Origin of the sequence: Lactiplantibacillus fabifermentans DSM 21115 (assembly GCF_000498955.2) — a bacterium.
Taxonomy (GTDB): domain Bacteria; phylum Bacillota; class Bacilli; order Lactobacillales; family Lactobacillaceae; genus Lactiplantibacillus; species Lactiplantibacillus fabifermentans.
The window spans coordinates 1-16,101 of record NZ_AYGX02000107.1 but is presented as its reverse complement, the minus strand read 5'-3'; the positions used below and the strand labels follow the sequence as shown (position 1 = coordinate 16,101).

The following is a 16,101-nucleotide window of genomic DNA, read 5'->3' as shown; positions in this document are numbered from 1 at the left end:
CGTGGCGACCGGTTCGAGCCAAAAAGCGGTCTCGAACCTCACTTTGAAGCTTGGCAAAGCCCGTCAATCTTCAAAGATGTCGGTTGCGTAAGCTCGGCCAAAAGCATGCCGAACTAACGCAACTTTCACGGCGGCTTCCATTACCGCTAACTCACAACTAAATTGATTTTTGTATGAAATAGGACGACGACAGTTTGGTGGTGGCGCAGCTCTGTGGCAAGCGGCATCTTCTTTGATTCTTTATAAATCATGGTCAAGTTGGTCATTACTAACATTTTAAAAGAATTGACGCTAAATCAATCTGGAACATCAAGTGGTACACGATACGAAATTATCCTTTCAAATTTCGGGTTAGTTGGGACTGCTCGCTATGAACCAGTCATGATTTCAGTACAAAAATGGCCACGTTACGATTCGTATCGTGGCCATTTTTGGGTTGTAATCAATTCAGTAGCGGTACTAGCTAATCGGTTAGTCCTAGACTTGCGATTTTAACGATCAGTTATTTGGTTAAGTTTTGTAATAACAGCCGAGCAACAGCGCGGGCGGAGAAGGGGTTTTGGCCGGTGATTAGTTGGCCGTCTTGAATGGCGAATTCGCGATAGGCCCGTTTGTGGGTGAAGTGGGCACCGTGTTGTGAGGCGACTTTTTGATTCAAGAACGGCACGACTTTTTTCTTACCGGCGAGGACTTCTTCGGCCGTTGTAAAGCCGGTGATTTTACGGTTGGCAATAACGTAATTGCCGGCCGCGTCTTTTAAATTCAGCAGACCCGCAATCCCGTGACAAACCGATGTCACGTAACCGCCTTGTTGTAAGATGGCTAATGAAATTTTTTGGAGTTCGGAGTTATCCGGAAAATCCCACATGACGCCGTGACCACCCGTGTAATAAATGGCGGCGTAATCGGCGGGATTGATGTCAGCTGGGGCCAGTGAGTGGGTTAACGCACGGTCTTGAAAGTCGGCGGTCTCGTAAAAAGCTAAACTTTCGGCATCGGTATATTTCAACATGCTGCGCGGGTCGAGCGGGACAAACCCACCTTTCGGACTAACGTAATCGAGTTGATAACCGGCATTTTGCATGATAACCGCAAACTCGGTCGCTTCACTCAGCCAGAGTCCGGTTGCGTCATCCGTATCCCCATAGCGGGTTGTATTAGTTAAAACGAGTAAAATTTTTTTCATAGTTGTTGGTTGCAGGCCATGACTTCGGCGACATGTGTTAATAATGTCTCCAGTTGTTGGATTTGCGTCTTGCAATGGGTGAGATAATAATAATTCTTCGTCCCGTCGCGATGGAAATCCACGAGGCCAACCTCCTTTAAAATTTTTAAATGGTGTGATACTGCCGGCCGAGATAAGCCGGTGACATCCGTTAATTCGTTCACTCGTAAGCCACGGTGGACGATTTTTTTATCTAGTAAGGCTAAAATAATCGCTTGCCGCTTCTGATCACCAAGGGCCACTAAGAAATCACTCGACCGGGCAAATTCGTGTTTCAGTTTCGTTAAATCTGACATATTATTCACCTGCGTCGTTTATAATTTTAAACCATTAAACCATGCGATGATGGAATTGTCAATTGATTGATATCGGCAACTCTAAAGTTGACAAGCTTAGTCAGGTTGATTATTATTCAATCATTGTCGTTCAAAAAAATAAACCATTGAGAGGTGGATTAACATGTCCAAAATGATGCAAGCTGCACAAATCACGCATTATCACCAACCCCAGCCACAAATTATGACCATCCCGCGGCCAACGATGGGGCCCGATGATGTACTCGTTAAGATTCAGGCGGCGAGTGTGAATCCGATTGATATCAAAACTAAAAATGGTGGCTTACGGATGTTGTTGAAATATGACATGCCACTAACCCTCGGCAATGACTTTGCGGGTGAAGTTGTTGCGGTCGGAGCGGCGGTCCAACAGTTCCAAGTTGGCGATGCCGTCTATGGTCGCCCACAGAAAAATCGGATTGGGACATTTGCCGAATATATCGCCGTGGCTGCGAGTGATCTTGCGTTACGCCCCACTAATTTAACGGTGGCACAAGCAGCCGCAATTCCGTTAGTAGGATTGACGAGCTATCAGGCGTTACATGATGTCTTAGCATTACAACCAGGGCAAAAAGTTTTGATTCAAGCGGGCGCGGGTGGCGTGGGGACGATTGCCATTCAGATTGCCAAACAACTCGGCGCGTTTGTCGCGACGACCACGAGTGCCCGTAACTTCGACTTGGTGCGCCAACTCGGTGCTGACCAAGTGATTGACTATCACACGACCGACTTTTCGCAAGTGCTGCATCATTATGATGCCGTCTTTGATACATTAGGGGGGTCAAGCTTGGAACAAGCTTTCAAAATCGTTAAACCAGGTGGCCGAATTGTGAGTGTCAGTGGTTTACCCAATGAGCGGTTTGCGAAGGCGTACGGCTTGCCACATTGGAAACAGGTTGCCTTTCGTTTGGCCAGTCGTCGGTTAACGCAGTTGGAAAAACAAACCGGGGTCGACTATGAGTTTTTATTCATGCGCCCAAGTGGGGATCAATTGGCGTTGCTGACTAAAATGATTGAAGCCGAAAAGTTATCGCCGATTGTTGATAAACTGTTCCCTTTGAGTGAGATTGCGGCGGCGTTTAATTATTCGCATGCTGGGAAGGCCCATGGGAAAATTATTATTGAGATGCCAGAATAGCAATCATCGTTGCTGATTAAATATTGGACGGGGGCAATTATTCAAATTAGTTAGTAAGTGTCAACAATCGAATGTACGCGTATGCTAAAACATAGCGATATAGAATGACGGCGGTAATGGCCGAAGCTTATTTGACTATCGGTTAGCTAGTCATGTTCATGTTTTTTGGCTAGTTTTTCATCAATATGGAAGCGATGCATTTCGGTTTGATCGAATGGGTAAGGGGAATTTTGGTTGCCCAATACTTTAAATCCAAGCCATTGCATTAGAACTTTTGCAACAAATATAATATAGATGACTGCCAGCAAGATGTTGATTATGGTTAACATGCCAGTGTGATAAGCGGTTAGTAGATACCAAATTCCAAGGGGCACGTGGCCTAAAATAACGGAAGCTAGCCCACCATTATAATACGTGCCTAATTTCCGATTTTCGGTAACACCATGCACATAAAGTTGCATGAATCCAAAGAGGGTCGGGGCCAGTCCAAGCCAGCCAATTTGTGGGAAAAATACCGGCAATAAGTAGAAAATATTGCCAACACAAACGTTGATGACCATGTTGTTGTTTTCATTCAATGGGCAGCGGTCGGGATGCACGGGATGCTGGGCTAACGCAATATTTGAAACCGCTGGCCCACCACCAGGAAAACAAAATTCTTCAAATTGATGGATTAGAATTACACAAAAATTCAACAGTAAAATCAGTTGTAGACGACTATGAGAAAATGTGATTGCCCACAGCAATGCAATCAGTAAAAAAATTAAATTGAAACTATACCAATGGCGTCGATACCATTTCATAATAAGACGACCTTTCTATACATCTTGAGTTCGTCTATATATGTTAATATAGCCTGATCAGGCTTTACACCAACAGTTATGGTGGAAGTGTCGGAAATGAGGTAACGATACATGTCATCTAATGCCCAAAATACTAGAACTAATATCATTGAAGCTTTTTGGCAGCTATATTTGCAACAGCCAATTCATCGAATTACGGTGAAAGCGGTCATCGAACGTGCGGGCTATAATCGGAGTACGTTTTATGAATATTTCGCAGATGTGTTTGATGTCCTCACAGCTATTGAAAATCGACTAGTTAACGAAACCGATACATTCATTGAAGCTGCTCAAAGACACGAAGATGATGCCGACATTCTGGCAGCGATGACCTTGTTTTATGAGCATCGCGGTATTTGGCTATCACGAATTTTGGCCGGTAGTGATGGCGTAGCGTTAACTAGGAAGTTAAAAAAGCACTTTGCGCCCGCATTCTTTAAATATTGGCAGTTGTCACCGGAAAATCCTAGTGATGTTTTAGCGTATGAGTTTGTGATGTCAGCGGTCATTGGAACGTTGACAGCGTGGTATGATGCCGATATGCCGATTTCATCTACGGCTATGATTACTATGCTAAGGCGAATGGTCATTCAAGGGGTTTATCCACAAATTAGTGGTCCTTCAAATGATTAAAAATATGAAATTAGCTATATGTCTAGTTATCACAAAAAATCCGTGCGACCAATTTTTTGGGGGGCGCACGGATTTTTTTAATTTTGATTGAATAAATTTAGGTGAGCTTTCAAATACTGCCCTGTAATACTATCGGGATTGTCACTAACCGCTTGCGGCGTTCCGGTAGCGACGATATGCCCACCATTAATACCACCAGCTGGCCCCATGTCGATTAAGTAATCGGCGTTGGCGATGACATCTAAGTCGTGTTCAATTGCAATCACGGTTGCGCCTTGTTGAATCAGTTGGTCGAAAACTTTGACGAGCTGTTGGATATCTAACGGATGCAACCCAACGGACGGTTCGTCGAAGACAAATAATGTGCCGGTCTGCCGCTTACCGATGCGTGACGTTAATTTCAACCGCTGCGCTTCACCCCCGGATAGTGCGGGGGTGCTTTCGCCGAGCAACAAGTAGCCTAAGCCCATTTCGTGGAGAATTTGCAACGTGTTTTCGATGCTAGCTTCGTCTTGGAAAAAGGGCAAGGCTTCGTCAACCGATAAAGCCAAGACTTCGGCAATGTTTTTATCGTGCCACTGGACGGTTAACGTTTCTTGGTTATAACGGGCGCCGTGACATTGCGGGCAGACTTCGGTGATGTCTGGTAAATATTGGACATCTAAGGAGATTTGACCCGTCCCACCACACATTGGACAAGCCCCGGCGGCAACATTGTATGAGAACTGACTAGTTGTCCAACCGTGGGCTTGAGCGGTGTCGGTGCCGGCAAATAAGCGCCGTAAGTTATCTAAAATATTCGTATAAGTGGCGACAGTGGAGCGCACATTTTTACCGACGGGCACGGAATCAACTTCAACGACGTGGCGAATATGATTGTTGTCAAAGTGTTTGACGTGTGCTGGTAATGGCTGATGCTTAGCGGTGGCGGTTAACGCGGGGATTAAACTATCTAAAATCAACGTTGTTTTCCCGGCACCACTCATCCCGGTAACCGTTGTTAAGCGGTTCTTAGGAATCTTAGCGGTAATATCTTGGATATTAAAGCGGTGGGCCACTTCAATATCCAAGGCACCCTTGGCCCATAATTGCTGGTCGGTTAAGGTGGGCCGTTCGCGCAAGGTGGCGGTCCCATTTAGAAATGGGGCAATCAATGAAGCCGACTGCTGTTTGATTTGGTCAACGGTCCCTTGATCAACAATTGTGCCACCCGTTTTCCCGGCACCTGGGCCAATTTCAATCACGTAATCAGCCGCACTAATAATACTCGTGTCATGATCCACAACGACGACGGAATTACCTTGAGCGACTAAGCCGCGAAAGGCCTTGATTAAGCCGTTGACATTGGCGGGATGCAGCCCGACGGAAGGTTCATCTAACACGTACAACACCCCCGTCGTGGCGCTGCGCAAGGTACGCCCGAGTTGGATGCGTTGCAGTTCACCAGTCGATAAAGTAGCGCCCGGTCGACTGAGGGTTAAGTAATCTAAGCCGAGTTCTTCCATTGGCTGCAAGCTCAATAGTAATTCGTCGACCAGTTGTTGTCCTAAGTCGTGCATCTCAGTGGGCAGCCACGCCACAATCGTCGTTGCGAATTGGTGTAAATCGGCGACAGTCATGTCGGTGACTTCGGCGATGTTTTTGCCGTTCAATAGTTGGCTCATTAATTTGGGTGCGAACCGTGAGCCATGGCAATCGGGACACGTTGAAAAGGTGTAAAAACGATTTAGACGGGCGATGGACCGTTCATTTTTAGTAGTCGCCATACTGTCTTCAACGGCCGCAAAGGCATTTTCGTAGACGGCATTGTCCATGTGGAAAATTTTGCCTTTAGAACTCGGAATACTAATGGCCACCGTTTGTTTGGGACCGTGGAGTACTTTTTCTTTATCGGCCGCGCTTAAATCTTGATATGGGACGTCAATGGGAATCCCAATGGCGTCAGCGACAATCGGCATGAAGTTACGGCCGGGAAGGTGCCAAGATGCGACGGCGCCTTCCCGAATCGTTTGCGTTTCATCGGCAATAATTAAGTTGGGGTCGATTTGGCGAACTTCACCGATACCGCCACAAGTTGGGCAGGCTCCGTTGGAATTAAAGGCAAAGTCTTCGGCACCAAAGGCCGTAAAATGAACGCCGCATTCGTAACAAACTAAGTGGCCCATATTTTCGGCAATTGCCAGCGTTGGCGTCAAGCGATGCCCATTGGGACAAACGGGGGAGCCGAGACGTGAAAAGACGAGTCGCAAAATGTTTAAGCTTTCGGACATCGTCCCGACAGTGGACCGGACGCCCGGAACTTGGGGGCGTTGGCGCAAAGCTAATGCTGACGGTAAGTATTGAACCGAATCGACGGCCGCTTTACCGACTTGATTAATGCGGCGCCGGGTAAAGGTCGATAAGGCGTTCAAATAACGCCGCGCACCTTCCGCGTAAAGCACGCCCATTGCTAGTGACGATTTACCGGAACCACTGCGCCCGGTAATAGCGACAAATGAATTCAGGGGAATATCGATATCCATGTCTTTTAAGTTATTGACATGGGCCCCACGAACTTTAATTTTGGTTGGTAGTGGCTGGGTAGCCATCAAACCACATCCTCTCTTGATTAACGGCATAAACGCCGTCAGTTAACAGTTTCCATGCTACACCATGCCAGTTAGTTTGCCCATTAATTCGCGCTCGTCTATGGTAAAATTAAGCTTAAATAAGTACGACGACGGAGGGGAAAATATGACTAAACAACGACAAGTTTGGTGGGGGCTCATGCTGAGTATGTTGTTCAGTATTGGGGTGTTTTGCTGGCAACCACTGCGCGCGTTAGCGGACTATCAGATCAATCAATATCAAGTCCACGTCAATGTGCAAAATGACGGCAGCGCGGAAGTGACCCAAGCACTGACGTACATTTTTGATGATGACTATCACGGCGTCTTTAATGTGCAAGATCTGCGGGGGATTCAAGGCGCTAACTTTGAAAGTGTCACGACGCAATTAAATAGTGGGCCGGTGATCAAAGCGACCGCGGCCACGACAGGTGCTAATAATACGTATCAGTTATCGCAAAATACGGACCGGATGCGCGTCAAATTGTATCGGTCGGTCAGTGATGACGATCGCTTGCAAGTCGTCTATCGCTATCATCTCAAAGGCGTGGTAACCAATTATGCGGACACGGCTGATTTGAACTGGAAGGTTATCGGGACCGGCTGGGACGTGGCGTTACACCACGTGAAGATTACGATGCAGCTACCGGCTAAAAATATCAGTAAGTTGCAGGCGTGGACGCATGGTCCGCTGAATGGCCAGACTAAAGTTGACCGGGCGGCGGGGAAAGTCGTCATGACCGTGAGCCGCAATCCGGCCAATTCGTTTGTGGAAAGTCACTTGTTATTTCCAACGAGCGTCACTGCTAAAAATACGCGTACGAGTACCAAGAATCATTTAAAAGCCGCGCAACAACAAGAAGCTAAGCTCGTTGCGGCGGCCAATAAAAAACGGCAGCAACAACGGCTCTTACAAATCGTCTTAGTAGGACTTGCCGCCATTGTGTGGCTGGGCACGGTGATTTATGCGGTTGTGTGGCTATCTCGTCATCGGCCGAATCACCATCAACGCCCAATTCCCATGGCGCATTCCTTTGACGTGCCACTCGTCGGTCCCGCACTGGCCCAATCGGTCTGGCGTGATCGCCGCCCCGACAGTCGCGCGCTTTCAGCGGTCATCTTAAAAGCCGCCGCTAATCGGGAAATTAAGCTGGAAACACTGCCGGGCGATGAAGTCCAACTGACTAAGTTGGGGCCCGTCACCAGTGAGTTTTTAGAAAAATGTTTTAACAAAGTCGGTACTGGGCAACAGTTCACGTTGTCGCAATTGAAGAAATTCGGTAAGCACGACAAAAAGGGCCGTTTAAGTAAGTGGTTCGACCGCTGGCAAACGGCCGTCCGCACGGAAACGCACGTCTATGATGACAATCAAAATATTGGGATTCTCAATCACTGGGTCGGCTTTAGTACGGCCATAACTGCATTGGGAGCCATGATGGTCGTGACGAGTTGGTGGCAAGCAACGTCAGTGTTTGTGAGCCTGACCACACTTGCTAGTTTAGTGGCCCTAGTTAGTTGGGTCGGCTATCTAGTTGCGCGACAACGCATTGAACGCCATACTGATGACGGTTTGATGCTAAAAAACCAAATCAACGGTTTTCGTAATATGTTAAAAGACATCGGTCACTTCAATACGGCTGAAATCGGTGACTTGATTTTATGGGAACAAATCTTGCCATATGCCGCCGCCTTTGGTTTAGCCAAGCAAGTCGCCAATAAGTTAGCGATGGACTTCAGCGATGTGGACTTAGCGGATAACATGATTATCTACTATCCAATCTTCTTCAGTGGCAATGGCTTAGACTTTGACCTATCGGGTGCCATCAACGACAGTTTCTCCGGCGCTATCTCGTCATCAAATTCAGCCAGTTCATCCAGTGGGAGTTCCGGCGGATTTTCTGGCGGGAGTTCGGGTGGCTTTGGTGGTGGTTCTGGTGGGGGCGCATTTTAAAAGAGTGTTTTTGCCGGCGAGTAGCTTCCGAGCATAGCCTAGATACGGGTATTATGCGGTGTCTTTCCGCATGATGTCCGTATCGTAGCTAAGCGGAGGACGCTGCCGGCAAAACCACGTTTCGGCCAGTTACGTAGCAAGCGTGGTTTGCAAAATAGCACGAACAACTTTCCGGGTGAGGGCCTTGACGTAGCTAAGCGGAGGGCCCTGCCGGCAAAACCACGTTTCGGCCAGCTAGGTAGAAAGAGTGGCTTACAAAATAGTAAGCCAAGTTTTCCGCATGATGCCGTATCGTAGCTAAGCGGAGCAGCGTGGTTTAATAATTAGACCAGCACCAACGTAATCAAATAATAAAATGAAACGGGGTAAAAAAATGTTAGCAGACGAGCAAATCGTATGGGCGATTCATCAAATGGAGGACGAAATCGGGCCAGTGGGGCCATCACTAGATTCACGAACGCCATTTCAATATTTAATTTCGGTTATTTTGAGTGCACAAGCGACGGATGTGTCCGTCAATCAGGTCACTCCAGTCTTATTTGCAAAGTATCCCGACCCCAAAGACTTGATGGTCGCTGATTTAACGGATGTCGAAAGCATCATTAAAAGTGTCGGCCTGTTTCATAATAAGGCCAAAAATATCATTAAAACGGCCCGCATCGTCCATGAAGAACTCAATGACGTGGTGCCGGATAATCGCAAAGGCATCATGGCGTTGCCGGGCGCCGGGCGTAAAACCGCGAATGTCGTTTTGAGTGATGTCTTTGAACAACCGACATTTGCGGTCGATACGCACGTGTCCGCGATTTCCAAGCGGCTGCATTTTGTCGATCAGTCGGCTAATCCAGTGCAAGTGGAACAAAAAATCGTCGGCGTATTAGCGCCAGAAGAACTACACCAGGCCCACCACACGATGATTGAATTTGGTCGGAAGTATTCGATGAAGTTGACGCCCGACAAAGAAGTTTGTCAGTTGATCATTGATTGCGACAAACTCAATGAAGAGAATGAATCTGGGTTATAAGGTCCTCCAGCAAGTTAAAGTGTTCTCGTACCGGGACCGGCTGGCGCCAAGGAGCGGTCGCCAGCCTCGCTTTTGAGCTCAGCCAAGACCGCTAATCTCAAAAGACGTCCTTGTTCTAAGTCGAGAAAATCACTCGACTAAGAACAACCTCGGTACGTTCACACTTTAACTTGCTTTCGGGATGTCATTGTTTAATTGAACTTATTATATTGAACAACAAAGAAGTCGCCACTGAAAAATGTGACGACTTCTTTGTTGCATTCGAATGATAGTCATAATTTAGCTGGAGGTCAGCGGTAATGGAAGTCGCCGTGCAAGTAGTGTTAATGCCGGTGATTTTCCGACATTTACAGCACCGACATCTTTGAAGCTTGGCGAACTGTGCCAAGCTTCAAAGTGAGATTCGAGACCGTTTTTTGGCTCGAGCCGGTCGTCACTGCGACTGGAATTACTGTTGACCGGAAGCGGCATAGACCAAGGGTAAGCGCTCTTAAACCGTTAATTCAATCGGATTGCCTTCAGGGTCTAAAACGACCGCTTCGTAATACCCGTCGCCCGTTGTGCGAGGGCCGCTAGTGACTTGGTAGCCTGCCGCTTGTAACCGTTTAGCATAGTCGTCAACGGCGGTCTTACTGCCGAGGGAAACGGCGAGGTGGGCATAGCCGCGACTAGGTAATCCCGCGGCGTGATGGTCGGGGTCGGTCATAATTTCTAAGCGAGCCCCATCGTCAAAAGTCAAAAAATAAGATTGAAAATGCTTCTTTTTATTTTCATATAAATCGCCAGTGTGGGCGTTAAAGTATGTTTCGTAAAATTTCTTAATGGTGGGTAAATCTTGGACCCACAAGCCGATGTGTTCAATTTTCATGATGAAAAGACCTCCAGTATTAAGCGCTTACCTTTAGCATATCGTATTTACCTCGTCACTGGCAATTTTCACGATTGGTTTCAGAAATCGCTTGCAGGATGACCCATTTAACGTTACCCTTATACAAAATAAAGGTTTAGCTGTATACATAGAAACGGATGGTAATTAATGACAATCAAACTCATCGCCACCGATATGGATGGCACTTTTTTGAACAATCATGGGGATTATAATCGGAGCCGCTTTGCTAAGATTTATGCGTCGTTACAACAACAAGGAATTCAGTTCGTTATTGCTAGTGGTCATCAAGCCGTGGAGTTAGCTGACTTCTTTAGCGATTATCCCGAAATGTGGATGATTGGTGGCAACGGCGCCGAACTGATGAACGTGCATGCCGGGTTAACGGCGCACACGTTTAGTCCCCAAGCGACTGCGCAAATCTTGACGACCTTAGCGGCGTATCCAGAATTGAAAATTGCGTTGTGTGGGACGAAGACGGTCTATGTTTGGGAACATGCGGACCCGAGTTTTGTGGCGGATATGCGCAATTATTATTTTGACTTGAAAATGGTGTCCGATTTAACGGCCGTCACTGATTCGGTCGTCAAATTCGACATTATTTGTCCACCAGATATGACGGACCAACTCGTCTATGAGTTGACCCCGAAACTCGCGGGCATCGCGGTGCCAGCTTCGGGTGGTCAAGGAAGTATGGACTTGATTCAACCCGGGATGCACAAAGGGACGGCCTTAGCGCAACTAGGTAGTCAACTCGGCATTATGCCGGATGAAATGATGGCATTTGGTGATGGGACTAATGATTTAGAAATGTTGAAGTATGTGCAAACTGGGGTCGTCATGGGCAATGCGCCGGCCGACTTGCAAGCTCAAGGTGATGCGGTCGCACCGACCAATCAAGCGGAAGGCGTCTTAAGTTATATTGAAGATCACGTGTTGTGAAAATGCGGCGTGGTTTTCTGAAAGACTACTGGTTTTGATTGCCAAAGTGGCGTGAAACATGCTACACTTCAACTATCCAACTACGGATGAGGCTGGGAATTTTCCTGACCTCTTTTATATTGTAATCAGAACTTTGAAACGTGGCCGGGACTAGGTTTAAAGCTGGTTGTGCCACGATGGAGGTAAGTTAAAAAGATGTTAACCGTAAGTAATGTCAGTATGCAGTTCTCAACTCGCAAACTTTATGATGATGTTAATTTGAAATTTACGCCGGGGAACTGTTACGGCGTTATTGGGGCGAATGGTGCCGGTAAATCAACTTTCTTAAAGATTTTGGAAGGTAAACTTCAACCAACGACTGGGAACGTTTCGATGGGCCCTAACGAACGGATGTCCAGTTTAAACCAAAATCACTTTGCGTTTGAAGATGAAGAAGTTTTAGCGACAGTTATTCGTGGACATCAAAAGTTATACGATATTATGGTCGAAAAAGACGCCTTGTATGCTAAACCAGATTTCAGTGACGAAGATGGGATTCGCGCCGCTGAACTTGAAGGTGAATTCGCGGAAATGGACGGCTGGAATGCTGAATCCGAAGCCGACCAGTTATTGCAAAACTTAGGTATCGATGAATCGATGCAACATTTGAAGATGAGTGAATTAACCGAACCGCAAAAAGTTAAGGTGTTATTAGGGCAAGCATTATTTGGCAGTCCAGACGTCTTGCTCTTGGACGAACCGACCAACGGGTTAGACGTACAATCAATTAGTTGGCTCGAAAACTTTTTAGCCGACTATGATCAAACGGTCATTGTTGTTTCCCATGACCGTCATTTCTTGAACCAAGTATGTACGCACATGTGTGACGTCGACTTCGGTAAGATTACGTTATTTGTCGGGAACTATGATTTCTGGATGGAATCCAGCCAATTAGCGGCCAAGCTACAAGCCAATGCCAATGCTAAAAAAGCGGACCAAATCAAAGAATTGCAAGAATTCGTGGCGCGGTTTAGTGCCAATGCCTCGAAATCAAAACAAGCCACTTCGCGGAAGAAACAATTGGAGAAAATTACGTTGGATGATATCAAACCATCTTCCCGTAAATATCCATTTATCAAATTTACGCCAGAACGCGAATTAGGAAATGATTTAATCAAGGTTGAAAACGTCTCAAAAACCATTGATGGCGTCAAAATTTTGGATAACATTAGCTTCACGTTACGTCCTAATGAAAAAACGGCTTTGATTAGTCGGAGTGATATTGCCACGACGACCTTGATGCAAATTATCGGGGGTGCCATGGAACCTGGCACCGGGACGGTTACTTGGGGGCAAACGACCACGCGGACTTATTTACCACGTGATATCAACGACGAATTTACGAACGCTGACTTGACGATTATTGATTGGTTACGCCAATACGCGTCGAAAGAAGAAAGCGACAATACGTTCTTGCGCGGGTTCTTAGGGAAGATGTTATTCTCTGGGACTGATGTGGAACGTAAAGTGAACGTCTTGTCCGGGGGCGAAAAAGTTCGGGGAATGTTATCAAAGATGATGTTGAGCAAAGCTAACGTCTTATTATTAGATGACCCGACTAACCACTTGGACTTGGAATCAATTACGGCGTTAAACGACAGCTTGATTGACTTCAAAGGGGCCTTGATCTTTACTTCTCATGACCACGAATTCATTCAAACGATTGCCGACCATATCGTTGAAGTCAGTGCCAAAGGGGTCGTTGACCGCGGCGATACGACTTACGACGAATACTTGGCGCACGAAGCTACGCAAGGTCGCGTTCAAGACTTGTATTAAAATAGTTGCCGCTTCCGGTCAGCAGTAATTCCAGTCACCGTGGCGACCGGTTCGAGCCTGAGAAGCGGTCTCGAACCTCACTTTGCAGCTTGGCAAAAACCGCCAATCTTCAAAGATGTCGGTGCTGTAAATGTCGGAAAAACCACCGCCATTAACACCACTTGCACGGCGATTTCCATTACTGCTGACCTACAGCTAAAACGGTCTTCTTATTCAAATAAGCCTAAAAAAGTTCGTCATCAAAATGGTGACGAACTTTTTTACGAACTATAGTCTTGTTTAAATAAAAAGACGATTAGTCGATGATATCCTGGAAGCCAGCAAACGCTTTTGGGCGCCGGCTGGTTCTGGCACGAGCACGCCGATTGGCTGACTGGCGGTCAACGTTTGGAGATAGTGGTCTCAATTTTGAACGTTCATCTAGTACGTGGGCCTAAATAATCTCCGATGGTGTGCTTGAATCTGGTATGATGAAGAGGCAATAGATTGGGGGACTTCAGATGACGCCAAACTTTGATCAGGCGTTGCGGCGATGGTATTGGGGGCAGTTAGCCATCCTAATTGCGGCGATGCTCGTGACGGCGTTTCAATTTCAAAATGGCCTGTATTTTCCGGTCATTGGCTTTTTATTAGTCGTTTGGTTTTTGACCGCGTTAGCGCCGTTGGAACCACCGACGGGTACCGCGCATTGGCACTTGCGCCATGTGAATTATTATTTACAAACGATTTTGCAATTTAACTTTTTACCGTTGCTATTGGCGAACTTGGTCGTGTTGTTAGGCGCTATGACCGGCTGGGATGCGCAAGGCTTATTGGCCGATGCGTTAGTCTACGCGATGATTATGTTTGTCCCGGTGGCCTATATCGTGATGCGACCAATCGAAAGTACGCTAGGACGCATCTTGATGTTAGTGACGGCGGTCTTTAGTGGTTTGATTGGCGCTCAAGCGACGATGCTGGTCTGGCCGGGCATTGTCACGCCACAGCTGTTTGACATGATTAGTAATACTGGCATCTTAGGGGCCTTCGGGTTTGTTTTGACCGTCGGCGTGTTAATGTCTGCTTGGCAATTGCCGTGGCCAACGTGGCGGCTAAATAAGGCGGCTAAAGCCGGTTGGTTAGCCGTCATTGCCGTATTTGGTATCGGTTTTGTCGTTTGGAACGGTTTTAGTGATGGCGGAACTTGGGCGACGACGTTTACGAAATTTGACTTTCGGTTGCCCGCAGCTACTTGGAAAATGTTTTTAAGTGGATTGGAACCAGGCATTGCCGAAGAATGGCTGTATCGCTTTGCCGTCATGACTTTATTGCTACGCGCCTTCAAAAATCGGCGCTTTCAATTGGATATCGCCGTGTGGGGGAGTGCCGGGATGTTTGGCTTGTGGCATGTGACGAATGCCATTGCTGGTCAATCGTGGTCAGCGACCCTAGAACAGATGATTTTTGCGGCCGCACTGGGGGCTTTCTTGGCGATTAGTTATTTGTATAGTGGCAGTCTGGCCGTCCCGATGTTATTGCATGCGGGCATTGATATTTTTAGTATGATGGCTTCCGGGTCACAAACGATGGCTAAACCGGATGCATTTGAATGGCAAACGATTATTTTTACCGTATTCGTCTTCGTCGGGCTCACCATTATCTTTTTAACGGGTCAGCGGCGCCAAGTTATGCAGGAACAGGCTAATCGGTTAGCCTAAAGCTGAACTAAATTTGAATTATTAGTAAGTTAGTTTGTAAAATAATAAAATTAATAAAAGCCATTGTTCACAACTGAATTGCGGACGATGGCTTTAAATTTGAGGTAATCACCCATCTTTAACTGGCCTATACAATATGTAACACGTTTGTAATATTCGTGTTATCAATTCGCAACGGGAACTCGTTATACTAGCACCAGATAGTGAATTTTGTTATTGATAAATGTCAGATTACATATTTCGTGCCCAATTAACGTGCGGGTCCAGTTTGGTCGGTTGCTGACTTGGACGTCACTACATTGGGACAACTTACCTCTCGAACGGATGCTGGTCCGTGTCGGGGCACATAGGCATCCACAATGAGTTGTGGTGTGAATCGACCGCTTGCGGGACTTGGGCTGAAGCTCAGGTCTTTTTTTGTGACTTTGCGCTCCCCCAAAACAGCACTTACGGGTGTCAGCATACTGAATATTGATTACGGAAAAATGATTAACGTATTTACCTGTTGTTTCGGGTAAATATGTATAATGTGTGGATGTGAACTTTTCTGACGGGGGCCGCGCCGTTAATGATGTTTATCAGATGATAAGCTAGAATGTAAGCGTTAAATCAGTTTGTAACTTAAATTTAACATTGAGGAATTTATGCAATAATACCCTGATTTCGATATTTGTCGTCAAAAAAACGGCAACTTTTACAAATTGTACATTAACGGTATATGCGTGTTTTGGGCTAAATTGGCTACTTCGTGGACGATCTAGTTGCTTGAAGGCAACTACGATACAAACGGGACTTGGGGACAAATGAATCTTATCAGTTTAGGCTTTTACGTCAATTTATTTAATCGTTATCATTAAAAGTTGCCACGGATATAAAATTTATTAATCAATTGATAGCTCGATTGGGTGATGGTCAAACCCATCAAATTTGTAAGGATTTTATTAAAAATAGTTATTTGGTAGATTGCAAATTTAATCCGAATTTTTGGACAAATTGTTCAGCAT

General features: G+C 46.3%; 12 protein-coding genes. 7 read left to right on the top strand and 5 right to left on the bottom strand.

Translation table 11 applies throughout. The features are described from left to right. Positions 1-502: 502 nt before the first annotated feature. Positions 503-1,186 carry a type 1 glutamine amidotransferase domain-containing protein gene (locus DY78_RS09860; protein ID WP_024624351.1) on the bottom strand — a complete coding sequence of 228 codons (684 nt, stop codon included), beginning with the start codon at positions 1,184-1,186 and terminating at the stop codon, positions 503-505. After that, a complete protein-coding gene (locus DY78_RS09855; RefSeq protein WP_024624350.1) occupies positions 1,183-1,521 on the bottom strand; it encodes an ArsR/SmtB family transcription factor in 339 nt (112 codons plus the stop codon). The genes DY78_RS09860 and DY78_RS09855 overlap by 4 nt, the downstream gene beginning before the upstream one ends. Before the next feature lie 163 nt (positions 1,522-1,684). Here DY78_RS09855 and DY78_RS09850 point away from each other — a divergent pair, with 163 nt between their 5' ends. Continuing rightward, positions 1,685-2,698, top strand: coding sequence for an NADP-dependent oxidoreductase (locus DY78_RS09850; protein WP_033612293.1), 1,014 nt, complete (start codon positions 1,685-1,687; stop codon positions 2,696-2,698). A 146-nt stretch (positions 2,699-2,844) separates the two neighbouring features. On the opposite strand, the gene DY78_RS09845 is transcribed toward DY78_RS09850, so the two are convergent. Then, the gene (locus DY78_RS09845) at positions 2,845-3,501 is read right to left on the bottom strand and encodes an HXXEE domain-containing protein (protein WP_024624348.1); all 657 of its coding nucleotides are present in this window, start codon (positions 3,499-3,501) and stop codon (positions 2,845-2,847) included. 111 nt (positions 3,502-3,612) lie between these two features. Here DY78_RS09845 and DY78_RS09840 point away from each other — a divergent pair, with 111 nt between their 5' ends. Continuing rightward, positions 3,613-4,173 carry a TetR/AcrR family transcriptional regulator gene (locus DY78_RS09840; RefSeq protein ID WP_024624347.1) on the top strand — a complete coding sequence of 187 codons (561 nt, stop codon included), beginning with the start codon at positions 3,613-3,615 and terminating at the stop codon, positions 4,171-4,173. 77 nt (positions 4,174-4,250) lie between these two features. On the opposite strand, the gene DY78_RS09835 is transcribed toward DY78_RS09840, so the two are convergent. After that, positions 4,251-6,761: an excinuclease ABC subunit UvrA gene (locus tag DY78_RS09835; RefSeq protein WP_024624346.1), complete on the bottom strand. Its 2,511-nt coding sequence runs from the start codon at positions 6,759-6,761 to the stop codon at positions 4,251-4,253. 145 nt (positions 6,762-6,906) lie between these two features. Here DY78_RS09835 and DY78_RS09830 point away from each other — a divergent pair, with 145 nt between their 5' ends. Next, the gene (locus DY78_RS09830) at positions 6,907-8,730 is read left to right on the top strand and encodes a DUF2207 domain-containing protein (RefSeq protein ID WP_024624345.1); all 1,824 of its coding nucleotides are present in this window, start codon (positions 6,907-6,909) and stop codon (positions 8,728-8,730) included. A 373-nt stretch (positions 8,731-9,103) separates the two neighbouring features. Next, on the top strand, positions 9,104-9,754 hold the full coding sequence (locus tag DY78_RS09825; protein ID WP_024624344.1) for an endonuclease III domain-containing protein: 651 nt from the start codon (positions 9,104-9,106) through the stop codon (positions 9,752-9,754). A gap of 490 nt (positions 9,755-10,244) precedes the next feature. Here the strand turns inward: DY78_RS09825 and DY78_RS09820 are convergent, their stop codons facing one another. After that, the gene (locus DY78_RS09820) at positions 10,245-10,622 is read right to left on the bottom strand and encodes a VOC family protein (RefSeq protein ID WP_024624343.1); all 378 of its coding nucleotides are present in this window, start codon (positions 10,620-10,622) and stop codon (positions 10,245-10,247) included. A 168-nt stretch (positions 10,623-10,790) separates the two neighbouring features. Between DY78_RS09820 and DY78_RS09815 the strand changes: the two genes are divergently transcribed. The 3 genes from DY78_RS09815 (at position 10,791) to DY78_RS09805 (ending at position 15,097) form a co-directional block, all read left to right on the top strand. Further along, the gene (locus DY78_RS09815; protein WP_024624342.1) at positions 10,791-11,582 is read left to right on the top strand and encodes a Cof-type HAD-IIB family hydrolase; all 792 of its coding nucleotides are present in this window, start codon (positions 10,791-10,793) and stop codon (positions 11,580-11,582) included. Positions 11,583-11,777: 195 nt separating this feature from the next. Next, positions 11,778-13,400, top strand: a complete 1,623-nt coding sequence (locus tag DY78_RS09810; RefSeq protein WP_024624341.1) for an ABC-F family ATP-binding cassette domain-containing protein — start codon at positions 11,778-11,780, stop codon at positions 13,398-13,400. A gap of 500 nt (positions 13,401-13,900) precedes the next feature. Further along, the gene (locus DY78_RS09805; protein WP_024624340.1) at positions 13,901-15,097 is read left to right on the top strand and encodes a CPBP family intramembrane glutamic endopeptidase; all 1,197 of its coding nucleotides are present in this window, start codon (positions 13,901-13,903) and stop codon (positions 15,095-15,097) included. Positions 15,098-16,101: the final 1,004 nt, after the last annotated feature.

Bases quoted from the DNA above. Each gene is read 5' to 3' on its own strand.
- DY78_RS09860 (WP_024624351.1), bottom strand. From the start codon at position 1,186: ATGAAAAAAATTTTACTCGTTTTAACTAATACAACCCGCTATGGGGAT.
- DY78_RS09855 (WP_024624350.1), bottom strand. From the start codon at position 1,521: ATGTCAGATTTAACGAAACTGAAACACGAATTTGCCCGGTCGAGTGAT.
- DY78_RS09850 (WP_033612293.1), top strand. From the start codon at position 1,685: ATGTCCAAAATGATGCAAGCTGCACAAATCACGCATTATCACCAACCC.
- DY78_RS09845 (WP_024624348.1), bottom strand. From the start codon at position 3,501: ATGAAATGGTATCGACGCCATTGGTATAGTTTCAATTTAATTTTTTTA.
- DY78_RS09840 (WP_024624347.1), top strand. From the start codon at position 3,613: ATGTCATCTAATGCCCAAAATACTAGAACTAATATCATTGAAGCTTTT.
- DY78_RS09835 (WP_024624346.1), bottom strand. From the start codon at position 6,761: ATGGCTACCCAGCCACTACCAACCAAAATTAAAGTTCGTGGGGCCCAT.
- DY78_RS09830 (WP_024624345.1), top strand. From the start codon at position 6,907: ATGACTAAACAACGACAAGTTTGGTGGGGGCTCATGCTGAGTATGTTG.
- DY78_RS09825 (WP_024624344.1), top strand. From the start codon at position 9,104: ATGTTAGCAGACGAGCAAATCGTATGGGCGATTCATCAAATGGAGGAC.
- DY78_RS09820 (WP_024624343.1), bottom strand. From the start codon at position 10,622: ATGAAAATTGAACACATCGGCTTGTGGGTCCAAGATTTACCCACCATT.
- DY78_RS09815 (WP_024624342.1), top strand. From the start codon at position 10,791: ATGACAATCAAACTCATCGCCACCGATATGGATGGCACTTTTTTGAAC.
- DY78_RS09810 (WP_024624341.1), top strand. From the start codon at position 11,778: ATGTTAACCGTAAGTAATGTCAGTATGCAGTTCTCAACTCGCAAACTT.
- DY78_RS09805 (WP_024624340.1), top strand. From the start codon at position 13,901: ATGACGCCAAACTTTGATCAGGCGTTGCGGCGATGGTATTGGGGGCAG.